The organism is Bradyrhizobium sp. SZCCHNR3119 (assembly GCF_032487775.1).
Taxonomy (GTDB): Bacteria; Pseudomonadota; Alphaproteobacteria; order Rhizobiales; family Xanthobacteraceae; genus Bradyrhizobium.
The window spans coordinates 537,171-557,797 of the sequence record NZ_JAUEUV010000001.1; the positions used below are offsets into that span (position 1 = coordinate 537,171).

Consider the following 20,627-nt stretch of genomic DNA (forward strand, 5'->3'; position numbering starts at 1 on the left):
ACCGCGCGCGCGGGAGGCGCTTAGGCCTGACGTTCCGGCGTCGAGACGACGAGGCCGTCGAGTTCGTCGGAGACCTTGATCTGGCACGACAGGCGCGAGTTCGGCCGCACGTCGTAGCCGAAGTCGAGCATGTCCTCTTCCATCGGCGTGGGCGGGCCGACCTTCTCGCGCCAGGCTTCGTCGACATAGACATGGCAGGTCGCGCAGGCGCAGGCGCCGCCGCATTCGGCCTCGATCCCGGGAATGGCGTTGCGGATGGCCGCTTCCATCACGGTCGCGCCGTTCTCGATCTCCACGGTTCGGGATTCGCCGGTGTGGTCGACAAAGGTTATCTTGGCCATGTTCGCTCGATGCTGCGGGGGAATGAAGTCGGGCTGTCCTATAACGGGTCGACCCGCCCGGCGCTAGTGCCGCCCGGTGCGCCGTGTTCGGGGCGGTTCGCGTCTCCGGACGAGAGTATCAGGACGCCGCCAGCATCTCCGCAATCGCCATGCGCGCCTCGCCAACGGCCGTGCCGAGTTCGGCCAAGGTAAGGGTCAGGATATGGGCCTGGTCGCGGTCGCGGAGCGCCATCTCCAGCGCTTCGGCGGCTTCTGCGACCCCCAGCGCCCCGATCGCCCGGGCGGAGCCCTTCAGCGTATGCGCAAGCGCCGCGGCATCGCCCGGCAGTCCCATCAGCTGGCCAAGGATACGGCCGGACTGGCTCGCAAACATCCCCAGCACCTCGCGCTCGAGATCGAGGTCGCCAAGCGTCATCCGCCTGAGCTGGTCCAGGCAGATCGGCCCGTCATCGGGAACAAGCGGGGGCGAAGGCATCCATTCGATCCGGTGGAGGTCTGGCGTCATGGCGTACGTCTCGGGGAGTCCATTTCCGCGAACTCTCATCCCGAGGGCCACGGTTGCGCCAGCCAAGCATGGGAATGGTTAATACCTCCTTACCTGTATATTGCCGCGGCTCTGCCTTGTTTCAGGCGCGGGACCGCCCCAATTGCGGCCGAAATCGAATTTTCGGGACTTTCAAATGCGTTACCGGTGGGTCCTGTTAACGATGATTAAGAATCTCTTAACCGCGACCATTTCTTTCACCTCGCCCAGCCAATAGGATGCGCTTTGGATGGAGCGGGCTAGCCGGCAAGTGCCGCGCCTGGGCGCCCGCGGTGGATGAATCCGGTTCCGAGCCCGGCGATGGGGCATTCGTGCGCGGCTCACCGGATCAAAAAAATACGACGAGGCTCGGACTGAACATGGCAAACACCCCAAAAAAGGTCAAAGACCCGACTGAAGTTGCGCTGTCTGCCATTCAGGAGGCTTTGAACATCAGCGATACGGCCGCGCCGGAAGAGGCGCAGGCGCCGAATCGTGCTGACGAGGCGTCGCCGATCATGCCGATCGGCCCTGCCTTTGGGGAAACCACATTCGACGTGCGTCAAGGCGCGGAGCGCCCGGCCTTCGACGACAATGATGCGCCGCCGTTGATCGCCCGTCGCCCCGCCAACGACGATCGCGAGACCATCGGCCAGCTCCTGCAGGCCATTCAGAAGGGCCGCCCCTCGCGCGGCGTCTACACGATCGCGACCGCCTTTGCCGGCGTGTGGATCGTCGGCTGCGGCCTGCTGACGGTCGGCTTCCTGCCCTCGCTGCAATCGGCGATCGGGCAGAGCGGCGGCGTCCTGGTGCTGGCAGGATTGGCAGCGCTGTTTTTCGCCCCCGTGCTGTTGTTCTATTTCCTCGCAAGCCTCACCTGGCGCGGCCAGGAACTGCGCATGATCGCGCAGTCGATGGCCCAGGTTGCGATCCGCTTCTCGGAGCCGGAAGGCGCAGTCAGCGATTCGATCGTCACCGTCGGCCAGGCGATCCGGCGCGAGGTCGCAGCGATGGGCGACGGCGTCGAGCGCGCGATTGCCCGCGCCGGCGAATTGGAGACCCTGGTCGCCAACGAGGTCGCCGCGCTGGAGCGCGCGTATAGCGACAACGAAGTGCGGATCCGGGCGCTTCTGCAGGACATCGCCCATCAGCGCGACAATCTCGTCGGTCAGGCCGAGCAAGTTCGCAGCGCCATTTCCGGGGTGCAGATCGATCTGCGCCACGACATCGCGCTGATCTCGGACGCGATCGCCTCGCGCGTCGACGAGGTCGCCAAGAGCATCACCAGCGCGCTGGAAGAGCGCGGCGCCCACATCACGGCTGCGCTCGGCAATGCCGGCGACAACATGATCCTGGCGCTCGGCGAGCGCGGCGGCGACCTGCTCGATCGGCTCGAGGAGGCCAGTTCCGAGACCACGCGTGCCGTGCTCGACGCCTCCGAGCGCCTGACCACAAGCCTCAACTTCAAGACCGGACACGTCCACGACGAGTTCGCCGATCTCTCCGATCGCGTCCATGAGATGCTCAACGAGCGGATCGACCGCATCACCGCCGAGTTCGAGCAGCGGGCCGCGGTCATCGTCGACGGCATCTCGGTGCGCACCGAGCAGGTCCACGATTCGCTCAAGGCTTCCGGCGACTCGCTCCTGCTCGAGCTCGAGCTGCGCAGCGGCGAACTCGTGCGCAAGATCGACGATGCGAGCCAGCGAATGTCGGGCCATATCGCCTCGAGCGGCGAGAAAGCCAGTGAATCCCTCGATGCGACCGTCAGCTCGCTGGTCGAAAAGGTGGTGAGCCAGACCGAGGCCGCGCACGACACGCTGTCGATGCAGATGAGCGCGTTCGATGAGCTCGTGAAGAACCAGGGCACCGAACTCGCCGAGCGCTTCGCCCGCGACTCGAGCACCCTGGGTGCGCTGATCACCCGGCATATCAGCGAATTCGATCGCACCGTGAAGACGTTCGGCGGCGATATCGTCGAGCGCATGGGCCAGCGGACCCAGGACATCACCGATAATCTGAAGACCTATGTCGACACCTTCGATAGCCGTCTGTCCTCGAACGGCGGGCAGATCACGGCCACGCTGGATCACCGCCTTTCGCAGTTCGAGACCACGCTCGAAGCGCGCATCACCAATCTCGATGCCGCGCTGGAAAACAAGATCAACGCCTTCCACCAGAACCTCGACGGCCGGCTGAAGTCGCTCGAAGAAACCTTCGACTCGCGCGCGACCTCGGTCACGACGACGGTCGAAGGCCGTCTCAACGCCCTCTCCTCGTCGCTGACCGACGGTGCGGCCCAGGTGCTGCATACGATCGACTCCCGCCTCACCGTGCTCACGTCCTCGCTGACCGACGGCGCGGCCCAGGCGATCCATTCGATCGATTCCCGCCTGACCCTTCTCACCTCCTCTCTCAGTGACGGCACGGCGGAGGCGCTCGAAGCCATCGACCAGCGCGTCGCCACCGTCTCGCAGACGATCGACGGCCGCACCACGCAACTGGCCGATACCGTCACGGCGCGTTTCCAACAGATCCACCAGAGCATCGAGACCAGGGTCGGCGGCATCGCCGGCGACATCGACCAGCGCGTCGCCCAATTCGAAGATCTGTTGGGGACCCGCATCGAAGCCGTGGCCGGCCGCATCGAGAGCAGCGGGCGCCAGGCCAGCGACGAACTGATGACGCGCGCGGAGCTGTTGTCCGCCAGCATCAAGTCGCATGTGGAAGACGCCGAGCGTTCCCTGACCAATCTCGTGGTCAACACCAGCGAGACCATCCAGACCGGCGCGCGCGCGGCGCAGCAGGCGCTGCTCACCGTCTCGACCGATGTCGGTGCGCAGCTGAAGACCACCTCGACCGAAGTCGAGCGGGCCCTCACCGGCGCCGGCAGCGGGGCGGCCAATGCCATCCTGTCGAGCGCGCGGGACGCGCAGCTCACCTTGGTGACGGCTTCCGGCGATACCGTCGCCCAGATCAAGTCGCTATCCGCCGATGTCGAGCGCACGCTGGCGGCGGCAGGCTCCGCAACGGCGGCCTCGATCGTGGCCGGTGCGCGCGAAGCACAAAACACCCTGGTCGCGGCGTCATCGGAAGCAGTCGGCCAGGTCAAGTCGCTCACCATCGACGTCGAGCGCTCGCTGTCGAGCGCCGGTGTTTCGACCGCGGAAGCCATCACCGGTAGCGCGAGAGAGGCACAGGCCACCCTGCTTGCCGCCTCCTCCGAAGTGGCCGACGAGGTCAAATCGCTGACCGCCGACGTGCAACGCTCGCTGTCGCTCGCCGGCACCACCACGGCGGAAGCAATCACCAGCGGTGCGCGCGAAGCGCAGACCACACTGATCAGCGCCTCATCGGAAGCCGCCAATCACGTCAAGACGCTCGCCGTCGACGTGGAACGGACCATGTCGGCGGTCGGCACCAGCACGGCAACCACGATCGTGAACAGCGTCCGCGACGTGCAGAGCAAGCTGATCGCCGCTTCCGCCGAAGCCGCCGATCACGTCAAATCGCTGGCATCCGACGTCGAGCGCACCCTCGCCGCAGTCGGCACCAGCACAGCGGCCTCGATCGTGAGCAGTGCACGCGACGTGCAGTCGACCCTGATGGTCACTTCCACCGAGGCGACGGACCACATCAAGTCGCTGGCCTCCGACCTCGAGCGTACGTTGTCGACCGTCGGCGCGGACACGGCGAGCGCCATCCTCAATAGCGCACGTCAGGCCCAGACCTCGCTGACGGCGACCTCTGCCGACACGGCGGCCGCGGTGGTGGGCAGCGCGCGTGAGGCCCAGGCCCTGCTGACCGCAACATCGACCGACACCGCCGGCCAGCTCAAGACGATCTCCTCGGAGATCGAGCAGGCGATCAATGCGGTTGCCGCGAACACCACGGAGAACATCCAGACCAGCGCCGCGAACGCGCAGAATATGCTGCTGGCAGCGGTGAACGAAGTCAGCTCGCGAGTGAAGTCGACCTCCACCGACATCGAGCGCACCGTGCTCGCGGCCGGCAATTCGTTCGGCTCGGCCATGACCGGCAAGACCGACGAGATCGTGACCTATGTTCAGCAGCACACCGAGCGACTGTCGCAAATGCTCGATGGCCGGCGCGGCCAGCTGGTCGAGGCACTCGGCTCCAAGGCGAACCAGCTCACGATCGAGATCGATCGCGTCACTTCGGATGCGTTGAAATCGATCGAATCGCGCGGCCAGGCCTTCGCCAAGACCATGATGGGCAACGGCACCGAGGTCGCGCGCACGATCACCTCGGCCGGCGAGCTCGCGACCACTGCCATCGGCAAATCGCTGAAGGAGCTGGAGCAGGCTTCCCGCGCCGCGATCGAGCAGTCGCGCCAGGTGTCGGTCGCCGCAGTCACCGAGATGCAGGAAACCAGCAAGATCCTCCGCACCGACACGGTCGCCCTGTTCGAGCGGCTGCGCGAAGGCAACATCCTCCTGCAGGAGGTGCTCACCGGCGCCCACGACAACCTCAATTCGCTCGAACGTGCTCTGGTCACGCGCGTGGCCGACTTCGTCACGGCGATGAGCGATTTGACGACGCGCAACGGCGCGGCCACGGAGACGCTGGAGGAGCAGCTCAGCGTCTTCAACGTCAAGACCACGAAGGCGCTGGAAGACCTCGGCTCGCTCGCGGGTCAGTTCGACGCCCATGGCAAGGCGCTGATGGAAGCAGCAGCCGTTGTCGATCAGAGCAACCGCGAGGCCAGCGTCTCGATCGGCGAGCGCAAGGCGACGCTGGAATCGCTGATCACCACGATCGACCTTCGCACGGCCGATCTCGACCAGCGGCTGTCGCGCTTCACCACGCTGCTCGACGAGTCGCTCGCCGCGGCCGAAGAGCGCGCACGCGACATCGCGCGCGTGGTCGCGGAAACCGCGGGCGCCGGCTCGACCGCGATCAGCCGCCAGTTCGAGGCCATCCGGGCCACCGCCGAGGAAGAGCGGCGGGTGACCACAGAATCCATGCACGCGATCTACGAGCAGAGCACGCAGGAAGCGGATGCGATGTTCAAGCAGTCGGCGGAGAAGTTCGCCAGCCTGGTCACGAACATGAAGCAGATGACCGCGGAGATGCAGCGCGAGCTCGAGGCCACGCGCAACGAGCTGCGCCGCGGCGTGCTGGAAATGCCGCAGGAGGCCGCCGAGAGCACCGCACAGATGCGCAAGGTGATCGTCGACCAGATCGAGGCGCTCGCCGAGCTGAACCGGATCGTTGCCCATCACGGCCGCGGCCTCGACGTGGTGAACACGACGAGGACGGCGACCGTGACCACCACGGTCCGCCAGGAGGAACCGGTGGCTGCTGCTGCTGCCGTCGCGGCGGGCGGACGGGGCGACATCCGTATGCGCGAGCCCTCGCCCACGAGCGCCGCCAATCTGCCGCCCCCGGACCTCGGCGTTCAGCCGCCGTCCCGGCGCGTCGAGGCCCCGCCGATGGGACCGGCCGCCGATCCAGGCCGCGACACCTGGCTGTCCGACCTCCTCAACCGTGCCGACAATAGTGCCGCCGGTCGCGAAGCGCCGCGTGGTCGCGGGCCCGTGCCGCAGTCCGGCAATCCGCTGGAGTCGCTATCGCTCGATATCGCTCGCCTGATGGATCGCGCGCTCGCCGCCGAGATGTGGGATCGCTATCAGCGCGGCGAAACCAAGGCCTTCACCAAACGGCTCTACACGCCGGCCGGCCAGAAGGCGTTCGACGAGGTGGCACGCAAGTATCGCGCGGATCGCACCTTCAAGCAGACCGTCGATCGCTACATCACCGAGTTCGAGCGGCTGCTCGACGAGGTGGCGCGCGACGACCGCAATCCGCAGGCGCTGCGCAACCAGCTGACCTCGGAAACCGGGCTCGTCTACACGCTGCTCGCCCATGCCGCCGGACGGCTGGCGTGAGAACAGTGAATGGCTGATCGCAAACGGAAAACGGAGGCCTCACGGCCTCCGTTTTGCTTTACGAGATACTTCGTAGGATGTCGACTAGAGCATTTTTCGATCAAGCTGGTTCGTATCCTGCAGCTTTGAAGTAGTTGGCGCATTCGGCTGGTTTGAAGCAGTCGAGGCAGCGCCCGATGGCGTCCCATAGGCCATCAACAGTCCGTTCTGCGGCCGCCCTGAGAAGCGCTTTGAGCTTGGAGAAGGCATTTTCGATGGGATTGAAGTCCGGACTGTAGGGCGGAAGATAGAGCAAGTGCGCTCCGGCGGCTTCTATCGCCGCTCGTACGCCCGCGCCTTTGTGGCTGCTGAGATTGTCCATCACGACGATGTCGCCTTGCTGCAATTCGGGAACGAGAACATGATCGACATAGGCTTGGAAAGCCTCGCCGTTGATCGGGCCATCGAGCACCATCGGTGCCGTCATTCCCGATTGACGCAGGCCAGCGACGAAGGTCGTCGTCTTCCAATGACCATGTGGAATTGAAGCCCGCAGGCGCTCGCCGCGAGGGGCGCGACCGCGGGTCCGAGCCATATTGGTCGAGGCCCAGGTCTCGTCGATGAAGACAAGCTTGGTGGCGCTCAATTCGGTCTGCTTGCACGCCCACTCTTCCCGCTTGCTCAGGACATCAGGCCGCTCTTGCTCGGCGGCGTGCGCTGTCTTTTTTTAAACGTGATTTTTCGACGGGCGAAGAAGCGGTGCAGTGCAGAGACGCTGAAGCTGTGCCCTTTGGCCACGAGGGCCATCTTCAATTCCTCCAGCGTCATATCGGACTTGTCAGCAACCAGCGCCAGAATGACATCGGCCTGCGCCTCAATCGCCTTCGAACGCTGATCGCCGCCCAGCTTCTTTGGCGCGACATCGCCAGTTTCCTCTCCCTGCGCGACCCACCGGATCGCACTTGATGCGCTCACCTGGTAATGGGCCGCTGCCTGCCGCCGCGACATGCCGCCCTTGACCGCTGCGACAACCCGCTTCCGAAGATCGACCGAGCAAGAGCCTGCCATCGCTTGCCTGCCTCCTTTGCCTGCAAGCAATTTGAAGCAGACCAGAGCCAATTTGGGAATCCCTCTCGATTCAGCTCGATCGCAAACCGCTCTAACGACCAGATCAGCGGTGGGCCTCACATAATCGACCGCGCTTCGTAGCTTACCTCGCGCCCCCCCTACTCGCTTTATTCCCTATTCGCGACTTGCCTTCTCACCGCCGTCGTTCGCTGGCGACGGGCGCCGGCTGCGAGGCCTGGGCGTTGCTGGGACTGGAACTCGAGCTGCTGGCGCCGAACAGCACCCGGGTCGGGTTGCGGTCGAAATTGTTGACGGCCCGGCTGATGTCGCCGAGCGTCCGCCGGCCGTCCACCATGAGCGCACCCGACCGCTTGTCGAAATCCTCCGCCAATTCACGGATCGATTTGACGGTCAGGAGCAACTCGCCGCCGTCCTTGCCGCCGGCGAGCGTGTTGAGCCCGAGCATCAGGCTGTCCGCCTTGCCCATGATGCCGTCGACCCGTGCCATCACGCCGTCGATCCGCTCGGAATTGCGGGCCAGCGATTGGGTGAAGACTTCGAGGTTCTTCAGCGAATTGCGGACAGCTTCCTGGTTGTCGGCGACGACCCGGTTGATGTTCTGCAAGGTGGCGCGGATCGCCTCGGTCACGTCCTGCAGCCGGTTCGGATCGGCACGCAGCACCGGCACGCCGTCTTCATCGAGCGGCGGCGGCGGCGCGGCTTCCTCACCGCCCTTGAGCGAAATGGCGGCAACGCCAGTCAGGCCCTGGAACTCGAGTCCTACCAGGGTGTCTCGGCGGATCGGCGCGCTGTTCTCGACCATGGCGAGCGCGACAACGCGGCGGGGGTTGTCGAGCTTGACCGAAATGACCTCGCCGACCCTGATACCGTTGAAATTCACGCTACCGCCATTGCGCAGTCCTGCGGCTGGACCTTCGAAGATCACCCGCAATGGGCCACGCTGCTTGGTCGTGTGCAGGCTCTGAAACCAAAGGACGAAGCCGACCGCCGCTGCGATCACCGCCAGCGTGAACGACCCGATCAGCACGTAATTCGCCCGCGTTTCCATCAAAAACTCCGGTGCTTGCGTGCAAGCATCGCGCTACGCCATTACGGCGCGGGCGCGTTTGCCGTGGAAATACTGCCGCAGCCAGGGATGCTCCGAGGCCTGCATATCGGCCATCGATCCTGCGGCAATGACCTTACCGTCGCCTAAAACGGCGATGCGATCACAGGCCGTATGCAGGCTATCCAGGTCGTGGGTTACCATGAAAACCGTCAGGCCTAAAGTGCGCTGCAGGGTACGGACCAGTTCGTCGAAGTCGCCTGCGCCGATCGGATCCAGGCCGGACGTCGGCTCATCCAGAAACACCAATTCCGGATCGAGCGCGAGTGCGCGCGCCAGCGCCACGCGCTTGATCATACCGCCCGAAAGCTCGCTGGGGAACCGATCCGCGACCTCCGGCTTCAGCCCGACCATCACCAACTTGGCCACCATGATCTCGTCGAGCAGGCGCTGGGAGACCTTGAGGTACTCGCGCATCGGAAACTGAATGTTCTGGCGCACCGTCAGCGAGGAAAACAAGGCGCCCTGCTGGAACAAAACCCCCCAACGCCGTTCGACGGAACGGCGCATCCCGGAATCGGCAGCGTCCAGGTCGACCCCGAACACCTCGATATGGCCGGAGAGCTTGGGCACGAGCCCGATAATGGTACGAGTGAGCACGGATTTTCCGGCGCCGGACGGACCTACGAAGCCCAAGATTTCACCGCGCTCGACGTCGAGATCGAGCCTGTCGAGCACGCGCGTCTTGCCGAACTGAACGGTCACGTCGCGCACCCGGATGATGGCACCGGACGATTGCTGCACCGTCATGGTCACATTCCGATCGCCGCGAAGAAGATCGCGAACACGCCATCCATCACGATGACGAAGAAGATGCCTTTGACCACCGACGCGGTGGTGTGCCGGCCGAGCGACTCCGCGCTGCCCTGCACCGAGAGCCCCTCGACACAGGCGACGATGCCGATCACCGCCGCCATGACCGGCGCCTTGAGCAGCCCGACCTTGAAGTGATCGATCGAGATCGCGTCGCGAAGGCGCAGCAGGAACGCTTCCGGCTGAACGCCTCCATAAAGCCAGGCCACGAGCCCGCCGCCGTAGAGCGCAGCAATGTCGCCGAGAAACGCCAGGATCGGGAGCGCAATGACCAGGGCCAGCATCCGCGGCAGGATCAGAACCTCGATCGGATCGAATCCCATCGTGCGCAACGCGTCGATCTCCTCGCGCATCTTCATCGAGCCGAGCTCGGCCGTGTAGGCGCTGCCCGAACGACCTGCGATCATGATCGCGACCAGCAGCACGCCGATTTCGCGCAGGACCAGAACGCCGAGCATGTCGACGACGAAGATGTCGGCGCCGAACCGACGAAAATGGAAGATGCCCTGCTGCGCGATGATGCAGCCGATCAGGAAGGTGATCAGCACGATGATCGGGACCGCCCGCCAGCACACTTGCTCCAGATGATGGACGGTCGAGGTCAAGCGGAAGCTGCGCGGGTGGAGAAACACGCGTGCGCTGGCGACGATGACGGCCCCCAGCATATCGACCAACGCGGCGATGGTGCCGAAGATACCGGCGACGGTGCGGCCGATCTGATCCAGCATGCCCACCACGGTCACCGCTCCGGTCTCATCGTCAGGCGCGGGCGTCACGCGACGGACCTCATCAACGAGGCTGGCATAAGTGACGGACAAACCATCCACCTTCGCCTCGATGGCGCCCTGTGTGAAACTGCGCCGCAGCCGCTCGATCAGCCAAGCTCCGAACGTATCGAGCTTGGAGATTTGGGAGACGTCGATCGCGACATCAGGCTTGGTGCCCGCGAGTTTCTCCGCCTCGGCGACCAGTTTTTCGAGAAGCGGCGCGAAGGATGCCGTCCATGTGCCAGCTGCGCGGAGCAGCAACACATCGCCTTGAGCGCTCCGCTCCAGAGTCGGACCGTTGATCATGATGGCCGCCCTGAGCCCAGCCGGCCGCTTTTCGGCAAGAATAGTCTGCGCACGCTGCTATCACCTTGTCGAACCCCGGCCCAACCAGCCATAGTCGGTCGCGCCCCGCAAGCCCACGATTCGAAAATCGCGAACTTTTTAAATGACTTCCACCAATTCTCCAAACCTGATCGGAAACATCGAGCAATGGCCGATCGCCGGCAGCTTCACGATCAGCCGCGGCGCCAAGACCGAAGCGGTGGTCGTGGTGGCCGAACTACGGCAGGACGGCTTCGTCGGACGCGGCGAATGTGTGCCCTACCCTCGCTACGGTGAAACTCCCGATGCGGCCCTCAGCGCTCTGCTGGCAATGCGCGACGCGGTCGCCAATGGCCTCGATCGGACGGCTCTGCAGGCGGCGATGCCGCCTGGCGCAGCGCGCAACGCATTGGATTGTGCGTTGCTGGACCTGGAGGCCAAGCGAAGCGGCCGGCGCATCTGGGACCTGCTCGGCCGACGTGCACCCGAGCCATGTGTCACTGCTTATACGATTTCGCTGGGCTCTCCGCAGGCGATGGCCGGCGCAGCGGCCAAGGTGGCGCATCGGCCGCTGCTGAAGGTCAAGCTCGGCGGTGACGGCGACGGCGAGCGCATCGTCGCGGTGCGCCAAGCGGCGCCGCAATCGCAACTGATCGTCGACGCGAACGAAGCATGGACGGAGAAAAATCTGGAAACAAATCTCGCAGCCTGTGCAGCCGTCGGCGTGACTCTGGTGGAGCAGCCCCTGCCCGCTGGCAACGACCGCGCCTTGGCACGGATCGATCGGCCGCTGAAGGTCTGCGCCGACGAGAGCGTGCACGATCGCACATCGCTGGAGGGTCTCCGCGATCGCTATGACGCCGTCAACATCAAGCTCGACAAAACGGGCGGCCTGACCGAAGCGCTTGCGGCGGCGGATGCCGCCCGCGACCTTGGCTTCGACATCATGGTCGGCTGTATGGTCGCAACCTCGCTGTCCATGGCGCCGGCCATGCTGCTGACGCCTTTCGCCCGATTCGTCGATCTGGACGGCCCGTTGCTGCTCGCCCAGGACCGGGCGAATGGGCTGCATTATGAGGACAGCCTGGTCTACCCGCCCGATGCCGCGTTGTGGGGATGAGGCGTCAATCGCAACCGCACGAGCCACATCAGCGCGCCGCCGAGCGCTGCCATGGTCGCCATAAGGTAATAGACGCCTGGCCCAAACTGGGCATAGACGGGCCCGGACATCACTGACGCGGCCGAACCAACGATGCCCGTCGCCGCCGCGTAATAGCCTTGGCCGCGCGCAGTCATATGCGCAGGCACATGCCGTACCAACAATCCCATCGTGCCCACCAGCGTCAGGCCGAAGGTGAAGCCGTGGCTAAGCTGCACGGCAGCCAGCGCGAACGCATGCGGCTCACGAGCGGCGATGACCCAGCGAAGCACAGCTGCGCCGGCGCCGATCATAAGCAGATTGGCCGGTGCCCAACTGAGGCGCGGAGACACGGCGAACACCACGATCTCGGCGATAACGCCGAGCGCCCAGAGCCCGCCGATGGTCAGGCCACCAAACCCTTGAGCCTGCCAGTCGATGGCGGAGAACGCGTAATAGGCCGCGTGGCTGCCTTGCACCAGCGCGGCCGACAAGACGATACAGATGAAGTCCCGATCACCCAACAGCTTCCTGCCACGCTTCGCTGCCCCCGCTGCGCGTGTCGGCAGATCCAGAGGCGCCAACGCTGCGCTGCTCACCGCACCGAGCAAACCGGCCGCCATGATGACCCAGATGAGTTGGGTCGCCGGGATCACATCGGCCAAGGCACCACATAGCAACGTGCCGATGATGAAGGCTGCCGAACCCCAGAGCCGCAGGCGGCCATAGTCCAAGCCGTAGCTCACGACGCCCCGCAGAGCGTAGGCGTCGGTGAGCGGCACGAGCGGCGTCCACGGGCAGCAGATCGCGACGTACATCAGAAAGATCGACCACGGCAGATGCTGGAGGCCAAGGATCGCGAAACCTGCCGCGGTTGCACCTGCCGAAAGCCTCATCGCACCGCGCAGGGCGTGATGGCGCTCGGCAAATGCGGTGATCAAGGGCAGCACCGTAAAACGCGTCACCGCAGGGACCCCGATGATGAGGCCGATCCACGATGGGTCCAACTCGATGGCCCGCAGCCACACGGGAAAGAATGGCAGGTGGGTGCCCGACAAAAGGAAGATCGCGCCGTAGAACAGTCCCAGCCGCCGAGCGAACGATGGGAACGTCTTACGTGACGCGGTGGGGATTTGTCGGGTGGACTGCATCAATTCAATTGCGATTCGGTCAATATCGTGATGTTCGTTATGCCAACGCGCAGCAATTTGCGCGACGGGTTTGCCATGGTCGATGACGTCTTCGCCCTTTCGCCGATCTCCGCCCGCGCGGCCCAGCCGAGCGAGGCTGACTATGAGGCGATCCGCGATGCCTTCATGGAAACCTCGCGGGGGCGCTGGTTTCTCGGCGAGTATGCCAAGCGCAACCGCAACGCGGACACCAGCATGGTGCTCAACGCGGTTGCCCGCATCGAGCACGCGCTGGCCGCGCAGCGCGAACAGCAGCAGGAGCAGCAGTTCGACGAGCGGGCGCTGCCCGAGGCGCTCGCCGCCATTCGAGGAGCGGTCGAGGACGCCGCTGCAGCCGCGGGCGCGGCGATCGATCGCTTGGCGCTCGAGCACAACTTGGCCCCGGTCCGCAAGGGAACCCGAATCATCAAGGAGATTTCCTGGCGGTGGCGGGAGATCGGGGCGGATTCGCGGATCTGCGATCTGATCGATACCCAGATCGAGGCCATCGAATCAGGCTGCGACCAGCTCATCGGCGCCGATCCAAGGGCTGCGCTCCTGGCCGCATTCGACAGCATCAGGGCTGGGTTGAACGCCTTCGAAACGGCTGACAACGCCGTGCCTGCGGCGGCCGCCGAGGTCGCCACGGCCACCGATGCCCCGCCGGCTGGCGAGATGGCAGTGACGGTAGACCTGCCGACGGCCGAAAGCGCGCTGGCCGAAGCCGCGAGCACGCCGGCGGAGGTGGATTTTGTCCACCCGCTGAAGACCGCCGCGGGTTTGGACGCCGTGGACACTGCGCCCGAGCCGGTGGCGGCCGCTGCTGCCGAGGCGACAGCCGAACCGGCTGCAAGGCAAGCGAGCGAACCGGCCGCTCCCGGTCATGTTGAAGCGCTGTCGCAAGTCGGGCTTAACCGAGAGCCCGTTGCTGAGGAAAATCAGCGCCTTGGCGCGACGGTCGAATCGGCTCACGCAACGCTTGAGCTTGCTGAGATCGAGGTCGAAGCGACCGCGACCGTCAGCGCCGTCGTCGAAACCGCAGACGATGTCGACCCAGCAGCCGCGGACGCCCATGACGAGGAGGTGCTCGAGCTGGTGGCGGCAGAGATGGCCGCGCCGGACCTGATCGAGGATGAAGACCTCGCCCGGGTCCGCACCATCGGCTTCGATATCCAGGAGCCGGCTACGGTCGACGACGACATCGTTGCGACCTTTGCCGACCCCACGGCTCCCGAGCCGGCGACCTTTCCCGCACCGACCGTCTCCGATTCCGAGCCGCCTGTCTCCGTGACGGTCGCCCCCGCCCCGCAACCGTTGCCACTCGTGGTCGCCCCCGAGCCGCAGGTTACGGCGGCGCCTGAGTTCGTTCAGCCTGCTCCGGTCATGCCGGAGCCGCCCGAACCCGCCGCAGCGATTGCGCCCCAGCCGGCGGTCGCAACGGCGGTTCAAGCCATGCCCAAACCGTCTTACGAACCATCGCTGGGCTCGGCGCTGCTCGCCAACGGCCTCCTGCCGCGCAAGCCAATTACCGCCAACGACCCGCTGATGCCGATCCGGCGCATGACGCAACCGGAGAAGGTCGCCTTCTTCTCGTGACGCGGCCGCGTCCGGCTGCGCGCAAGTCCGGCGCGTTTCAGGCGATCAGCCGCGCGTAGAGATCGGCGTCGACATTGCCGCCCGACAGCACGATCACGACGATCTTTCCGCTCACATCCATGTGGCCGGCGAGAAGCGAGGCGAGGCCCACCGATCCGCCCGGCTCGACCACGAGCTTCAACTCGCGGAACGCGAAGCCGATGGCGCGGCCGACCTCCTCGTCCGAGGCCGACACGGCGCCCGACAGCAGCCGTCCGTTGATCGCAAAGGTGATCTCGCCGGGCATCGCCGCCATCAGCGCATCGCAGATGGTACGGCCCTTGGCGTCATGGGCGACGCGCTGTCCGGCGCGCAGCGAGCGGGCGTGGTCGTCAAATCCTTCCGGCTCGGCGACGATCATCTCGGCCTGCGGAAACTTCGCCTTCACCGCAGTCGAGACCCCCGCGACCAGTCCGCCGCCCGAGGCCGGCACCACGACGACGCCTGGCGCGAGGCCGAGCGCAGTCAGATCCTCCGCGATCTCGCGGCCGACGGTGCCCTGACCGGCGATCACCAGCGGATCGTCATAAGGCGGCACCACCGTCGCGCCGCTTTTGCCGGCGATCTCGCGCGCGATCGCCTCGCGGTCCTCGCGATCCCGGTCGTACAGCACGACCTCGGCGCCAAAGGCCTTGGTGCGCTCGCGCTTGGCGGCCGGCGCATCGGTCGGCATCACGATGGTCGCATGCATCTTCAGCAGCTGCGCGGCATGCGCGACTCCCTGGGCATGATTACCCGAGGAGAACGCCACCACGCCATTGCCGCGTGCGCTCTCGGGGATCGACGCCAGTTTATTGTAGGCGCCGCGGAACTTGAACGAGCCGGTCCGCTGCAGCACTTCCGGCTTGACGAAGACGTGCGCGTTCAGCCGCTCGCTGAGCACGGGCGAGGCCAGCAGGGGCGTACGCACCGCGACGGGTGCGAGCACGCGCGCGGCCGCGTCGATGTCGGCCGCAGTGACGGTAGGGATCGAAGCCTGAATGGTCATGCTACGACTTTACCGCGCCCCGGGACCGCCTCGCAAGCCCGCAGGCATCAACCCAGCTCAGGCCACACGGCGGGAGCAGACGGCCCCTGCCCTTGCGGCCCGTTCGTCACGCCGCGGCGCGCGCCGTCACCCGCGGCACGGGGGCCGGTTTGCGCAACTGGTCGGTCCAGGTGATGATCTCGAAGGAACCGTCCTCGTGCTCGGCGAGCGCGGTGCAGCTCTCGACCCAGTCGCCGCAGTTCATGTAGCGGATGCCCTGCTCGTCGCGGATCACGGCGTAATGGATGTGGCCGCAGATCACGCCGTCGCAGCCGTACCGGCGCGCCTCGGCGGCGAGCGCGGTCTCGAACGCGCCGATGTAGTTGACCGCGTTCTTGACCTTCTGCTTGGCCCATTGCGACAGCGACCAATAGGGCACACCGAACATGCGCCGGAAGAAGTTGACGAACCGGTTCATCTGGATGGCGAAGTCGTAGGCCCTGTCGCCGAGATGGGCGAGCCAGCGCGCGTTCTGCACGACGAGGTCGAAGATATCGCCATGGATCACGAGATAGCGGCGACCGTCGGTGCCGGTGTGCACGGTGTTCTCGACCACATCGATGCCGCCGAAATGCGTGCCGTAATAGCCACGCAGGAACTCGTCGTGATTCCCGGGCACATAAACGACCTTGGCGCCCTTGCGCGCCTTGCGCAGCATCTTCTGCACCAGATCGTTATGGGATTGCGGCCAGTGCCAGCTCGACCTCAGCGCCCAGCCATCGACGATGTCGCCGACCAGATAGATCGTATCAGCGTCGTGATGGCGGAGGAAATCGACCAGGAGATTGGCCTGCGAACCGCGGGCCCCAAGATGAACGTCGGAGATGAACAGCGTGCGAAAGCGCCGGTCCGGGCTTTCTTCACCTGCAGCGTTCTCAATTCCCATGCGCGCCCACCTAACAGCTTCTGATGACAAACCAATGACGAGCGACGTCGCTGCTAGCGCGCATCCCCCGTCCGGACCGCTGCTGAAAGCCGCTCGCGTGACGACTCAGGTATCCCTTGCCGTTTACCCGCGATAACAGCGCGATGCGACAATCAGGCGACAGAAGGGGTGCTTTATGGGGGAAATGCCCGCATTGGTTTTGCACAAAGATTCGGCCTTTTTTCCTTGAGCGGCTGACCAAAAGCTTGACTGAGGGTTTCGTTCCATTGCGCCATTTGCGGGCGCAAACGAAGTAACGACGCCACCACATACAATCCCGTTCTCGCGGCGCATGGCGTCCGAGTTTTGCAGCTAGCTCCACCCTCCTATCGATCGGAGGGCACAGGGAAGGCCGGGTATCTGCTGATACCCATGGCCCGCGTGCGAAAGAAAATGCACGCGGCGGTCACCACAGGTCTCAGCCAGATGCTCCGGCCTTCCCTGCGCGATGGCTTTAACGGCTGCTTCATGCTCTCCCCAGGGACCGGCTTTCTTGCCCCTGTAGCGACAACGCGCGTTCCGCGCGTTGCGCAGACATCAGCACCGGGATGTCAGAACCACATGACTTGACCGTGCGCATCAAGCTGTTCGTCGGCGTGGAAGACCACGCTGCAACCCGATGCGCCCACCGCATCCCGCGCTCAACGTTCGTGACGATCGCGAAGCGCCCCTCCTCGTGAGCACGGGACGAGGGAATAGGACACCAATTTCCGAAAAAACGAAAGTCAATTATTTTTCGCGCCGCATCTGGACCAGCCAAATCAGCTTGATCGCTCAGGCGATTTTCGCCCCTGCGCGCGGACGGTTTCGAGGCTTCCGCAGCCTCGCCGAGATACGCTAACCTTATCGTTGCGTCCTGATTTGCCCGACAGACGACGGCCGGGTCGAAACAGATGGCCTCAAGGGTCCCCTTCGGGCTACAGCTTGAATCCAGTTGTGGCGCTTCGGCCGCGCCAGGCCGGCATCGCCAGTGATCATTGGGGGGGGGACTGGTCATGACAAGAACGATAGCTGCGGCGCTCGCTCTGGCGCTGCCGATCTCGGCAGCGTCAGCGCAATCAAATCTTCCCGTCGAGCCGGGAGCGGCCGGTCCCAACCCGCCTCTGCAGATCACGACGACGTTCCAGGCCCGGATCGACGGCGCCGCGGACGCACGCGATGTGCCCTCCGCCACGGCCCAGGACACCGCACGCCGCGCGCTCTACACCATGGCGGCCAATGAGTGCGCCATCCTGTCCGAATATTGGCGGGCCGACTGCCGGCTGAGTTCGTTCTATGTCTCCGGACCGCTCGCGCCGTTCAGCGGCCCTGCCGCGGCGATCCCATCGATGTACGGGACAGCGATCTACGAACTTCGATTGAGATCGCCGGGGCGATAGCGTGGCGGATCTGCCCCTCCGCTCGAAAGCGAACCCGTTGCAAAATGGTATGAACGAGCGTCAGAACTGAGAGACTATTAGGGCTCGGTGCTCGGTGATGTCTGCTGTACCACCGGGAAGGGCGGGAGGCGGCCGTGGCCTAACTTCGCCTACGGGCCAAGAGCGGTCTTCCCGGGCTGCGCGATCATTGAACAGAAGCGCCGGCTGTGCGTCGTGTGAACCGGCGAATCCCATTGACTAGATATCCCGCCCTAAACACTAGAGTTATGACCCATTCTGGCGTTCCCAGGTGACGGAGTATCTCCGCGTTGCCCTGAACAGTTTGCTCCCACATGTTTTGGTTGGTATAGAACACATTGTCTCCGCCGCACTGGTCGAGCCGCCAATTGATCTCTTCTAGCAAGGCGTCGGCGCCTGACAGATGCCGAGCAAAATTCAATTCCCTTAGAGCACAAACCCGCTCGATCCGGTTGCGGACCGCTTCGTCGTAGCGGATGCCCAACTTCTCAAGCCTTGCATGGGTTGCCTCGTGGACAATAGCTGATGCGATCCATTCGACCGTTGCAGTCTGAGAAGCGACGGCACGCTCATCCAGCACGCAGGCGTTCAAGGAGTGCAAATAGCAACCGGCTCCGTGCGGAACTAGGTTCACCCAAATTCTGGTAAGGTTGTTCTTGACGCGCCGATAGTGAAGCGGAGCATTGCGTTCGATCAGCCGAAGCGCGTCTTCAATACGTTGAATGGCTGGCTTGGCGTCCGATCGAAAACTGCCGACCCAAATGCCGTCAACGAGGTGGCCTTTCGAAAACCAGAGGTCGATCCTCTCCTCGAGGGACGGTCTGGTCGCTGGAACAACCCGCGGAGACATTCTGGCCACGCTTCCTTCCTCCGCATAGCATATCCCATGCGCCTGCCTAGGAGGGCTTAAGAATTAAACTCAACGTGTATCGATTGCTCAGCGATGTCCGCCTTGGGTCAAAGGTGGCTGTGGCCGGCACGCGGATGGCACAGCCGATCTACCCCCAGCTTCGGAAATCGCTGCGCGTTTCGGCACTTTCGCTTCGGGCCATTACCGGAAATTCACAATGTTCGGGCTTCCGTGCGCGTCCGATGGCTTTCTGGTCGCGAAATGCAAACCAAATCGTTACTATTCGCCTGAGCGCTACTTCTGCGGTGGCGGCCATTAAGCAGTACCATCATGAGCCTCAAACCAGCTGTCTTGCGCGAGGCTCCGGCCGATGCGCCTTCAATGAAAAAGGCGCTCGGCCCCAAGCTTGCAAAGCAATACGCTGTAAATCCCAATGTAGCGAAATACTCGTTTGTGCTTAAATTTCCCGACGGCGTCGTCACCGGACGCGCGGTGTCTCGTGCGTTAGGAAAAATACCGACGCCACGCGGGCCAACCCTGCTCGCGGGGATGAACTTTACAGTCGAAGCAATGAGCGCCGCCAAGGCAGATGGTTGTGACGTGGTCGCCGTTCACGAGTACTTCTGGACCGACGCCAGCTACGCAGCCATTCGCCAGAGCATCTAGCCCGTAGGGCGGATTAGCGGAGCGTAATCCGCCGCTCTGGATTCAGTTGGCATCACGCATGATGTCCTGAATACAACGGCGGATTACGCCTTCGGCTAACTAATCCGCCCAACGCGCTCTCGACCTCAGGGTGAACGCCGGCAATGTCTGCTGTTGGGGCACAACCCGAGACGTGGGCTTCCGGGCACCAAAAGCCGCGTTTGACCCGAAGGCCGCTAACTCGAATGGAGGTTGATCGAAATCAGCTTTGCTCCCAATTCCATGAGCAAAATCATCGTTAACGACTGAACGTCTGATTTCGGGTTCAAAGTGGTCGTCTTTGATCCATGCGGAGTTTCGAGATGCAGACGGTCACCATCCTTGATCTGGATTGCGCCGTAGTGCGGTGAGCCATCAATCTCATATTTGACGACGTACTTGACCGGCTCGACTGACTTCTTTTTGGCCATCGCGATGGGCTCCTCGTGGTGGCTGGTTCATAGCAGGCAATTCCTGAAATGTCGTCCTTTGGCCTTAAGGCGCTAACGGCCCGATCGCCAAGCGAGGTCCGCTCGCAAGGTCAACCCGGACCTGAATGTCAGGCGCCCCAAACTGCCGCTTTTGACCACAAGCTTAGAGCTCGCAACAGTCAAGGCACCAATGTACCATCGATCGTCTGGTGGGGGGCGATAGATGGATAAACTCGATGTCAAGATAGATGCCGTTTCTGCTGACATGGATATGCCGCAGCATCCTGGCGCTGCGCTCCTCGTCACCGATGATGACAAGATAATCTACCGTAAGTGTTACGGCTTCGCCGATCTGGAAGCGCTTCGGCCGATTACGACGGACACTTCATTTTATTTGGCTTCGGTCTCCAAGCAGCCCGTAGGGCGGATTAGTACTACTGCGTCACAAATTTCTCCGCGTTTTTGGCGCCGAGACAAGGCCGCAACATGGACATCGGGGCAATGTTCTTACCAGGGCT

Annotated in this window: 16 protein-coding genes and 1 pseudogene; 6 read left to right on the top strand and 11 right to left on the bottom strand. The window is 64.0% G+C overall.

Annotation, left to right across the window (positions count from 1 at the left end; all coding sequences use genetic code 11):
- Positions 1 to 20: 20 nt before the first annotated feature.
- Together QX034_RS02585 and QX034_RS02590 are read right to left on the bottom strand one after the other, a co-directional pair.
- Positions 21 to 341: a 2Fe-2S iron-sulfur cluster-binding protein gene (locus QX034_RS02585; RefSeq protein ID WP_315707114.1), complete on the bottom strand. Its 321-nt coding sequence runs from the start codon at positions 339 to 341 to the stop codon at positions 21 to 23.
- A 118-nt stretch (positions 342 to 459) separates the two neighbouring features.
- Entirely contained in the window at positions 460 to 846 is a 387-nt protein-coding gene (locus tag QX034_RS02590; protein ID WP_315707113.1) for an Hpt domain-containing protein, read from the bottom strand.
- A 398-nt stretch (positions 847 to 1,244) separates the two neighbouring features.
- Here QX034_RS02590 and QX034_RS02595 point away from each other — a divergent pair, with 398 nt between their 5' ends.
- Entirely contained in the window at positions 1,245 to 6,776 is a 5,532-nt protein-coding gene (locus QX034_RS02595) for a methyl-accepting chemotaxis protein (RefSeq protein ID WP_315729564.1), read from the top strand.
- Between the two features lie 100 nt (positions 6,777 to 6,876).
- Here the strand turns inward: QX034_RS02595 and QX034_RS02600 are convergent.
- The 4 genes from QX034_RS02600 to QX034_RS02615 form a co-directional block, all read right to left on the bottom strand.
- A protein-coding gene (locus QX034_RS02600) for an IS630 family transposase (protein ID WP_315727984.1) occupies positions 6,877 to 7,823 on the bottom strand; the annotation gives its coding sequence in 2 pieces (ribosomal slippage) (positions 6,877 to 7,475 and positions 7,475 to 7,823; 948 coding nt in all).
- A gap of 193 nt (positions 7,824 to 8,016) precedes the next feature.
- Entirely contained in the window at positions 8,017 to 8,892 is an 876-nt protein-coding gene (locus QX034_RS02605; protein WP_315707111.1) for an MlaD family protein, read from the bottom strand.
- A gap of 33 nt (positions 8,893 to 8,925) precedes the next feature.
- Positions 8,926 to 9,699 carry an ABC transporter ATP-binding protein gene (locus QX034_RS02610; protein WP_315707110.1) on the bottom strand — a complete coding sequence of 258 codons (774 nt, stop codon included), beginning with the start codon at positions 9,697 to 9,699 and terminating at the stop codon, positions 8,926 to 8,928.
- A 2-nt stretch (positions 9,700 to 9,701) separates the two neighbouring features.
- Positions 9,702 to 10,835, bottom strand: a complete 1,134-nt coding sequence (locus QX034_RS02615; RefSeq protein WP_315707109.1) for an ABC transporter permease — start codon at positions 10,833 to 10,835, stop codon at positions 9,702 to 9,704.
- 142 nt (positions 10,836 to 10,977) lie between these two features.
- On the opposite strand from QX034_RS02615, the gene dgcA reads away from it, so the two are divergent.
- Positions 10,978 to 11,973 (top strand): N-acetyl-D-Glu racemase DgcA, encoded by a 996-nt coding sequence (gene dgcA, locus QX034_RS02620; protein ID WP_315727785.1) that lies wholly within the window; start codon positions 10,978 to 10,980, stop codon positions 11,971 to 11,973.
- Here dgcA and QX034_RS02625 read toward each other — a convergent pair.
- On the bottom strand, positions 11,943 to 13,142 hold the full coding sequence (locus QX034_RS02625; RefSeq protein ID WP_315727784.1) for an MFS transporter: 1,200 nt from the start codon (positions 13,140 to 13,142) through the stop codon (positions 11,943 to 11,945). The two genes, dgcA and QX034_RS02625, sit on opposite strands and share 31 nt — an antisense overlap.
- 30 nt (positions 13,143 to 13,172) lie before the next feature.
- On the opposite strand from QX034_RS02625, the gene QX034_RS02630 reads away from it, so the two are divergent.
- Complete coding sequence (locus QX034_RS02630) at positions 13,173 to 14,756, top strand: hypothetical protein (protein WP_315727782.1); 1,584 nt, start codon at positions 13,173 to 13,175, stop codon at positions 14,754 to 14,756.
- Between the two features lie 37 nt (positions 14,757 to 14,793).
- On the opposite strand, the gene QX034_RS02635 is transcribed toward QX034_RS02630, so the two are convergent.
- Both QX034_RS02635 and QX034_RS02640 read right to left on the bottom strand, forming a co-directional pair.
- The gene (locus QX034_RS02635; RefSeq protein ID WP_315707105.1) at positions 14,794 to 15,783 is read right to left on the bottom strand and encodes a threonine/serine dehydratase; all 990 of its coding nucleotides are present in this window, start codon (positions 15,781 to 15,783) and stop codon (positions 14,794 to 14,796) included.
- A gap of 106 nt (positions 15,784 to 15,889) precedes the next feature.
- Complete coding sequence (locus QX034_RS02640; protein ID WP_315707104.1) at positions 15,890 to 16,708, bottom strand: UDP-2,3-diacylglucosamine diphosphatase; 819 nt, start codon at positions 16,706 to 16,708, stop codon at positions 15,890 to 15,892.
- 1,034 nt (positions 16,709 to 17,742) lie between these two features.
- Between QX034_RS02640 and QX034_RS02645 the strand changes: the two genes are divergently transcribed.
- Positions 17,743 to 18,126 (top strand): hypothetical protein, encoded by a 384-nt coding sequence (locus tag QX034_RS02645; protein ID WP_315704308.1) that lies wholly within the window; start codon positions 17,743 to 17,745, stop codon positions 18,124 to 18,126.
- Positions 18,127 to 18,310: 184 nt separating this feature from the next.
- Here the strand turns inward: QX034_RS02645 and QX034_RS02650 are convergent, their stop codons facing one another.
- Positions 18,311 to 19,003, bottom strand: a complete 693-nt coding sequence (locus tag QX034_RS02650) for a hypothetical protein (protein WP_315704309.1) — start codon at positions 19,001 to 19,003, stop codon at positions 18,311 to 18,313.
- 321 nt (positions 19,004 to 19,324) lie between these two features.
- On the opposite strand from QX034_RS02650, the gene QX034_RS02655 reads away from it, so the two are divergent.
- Positions 19,325 to 19,660, top strand: coding sequence for a hypothetical protein (locus tag QX034_RS02655; RefSeq protein ID WP_315727780.1), 336 nt, complete (start codon positions 19,325 to 19,327; stop codon positions 19,658 to 19,660).
- Positions 19,661 to 19,875: 215 nt separating this feature from the next.
- Here QX034_RS02655 and QX034_RS02660 read toward each other — a convergent pair whose 3' ends face one another.
- Complete coding sequence (locus tag QX034_RS02660) at positions 19,876 to 20,109, bottom strand: hypothetical protein (RefSeq protein ID WP_315704311.1); 234 nt, start codon at positions 20,107 to 20,109, stop codon at positions 19,876 to 19,878.
- A gap of 223 nt (positions 20,110 to 20,332) precedes the next feature.
- Here QX034_RS02660 and QX034_RS02665 point away from each other — a divergent pair.
- Positions 20,333 to 20,509, top strand: a pseudogene (locus tag QX034_RS02665) (serine hydrolase); the annotation flags it as partial.
- Positions 20,510 to 20,627: the final 118 nt, after the last annotated feature.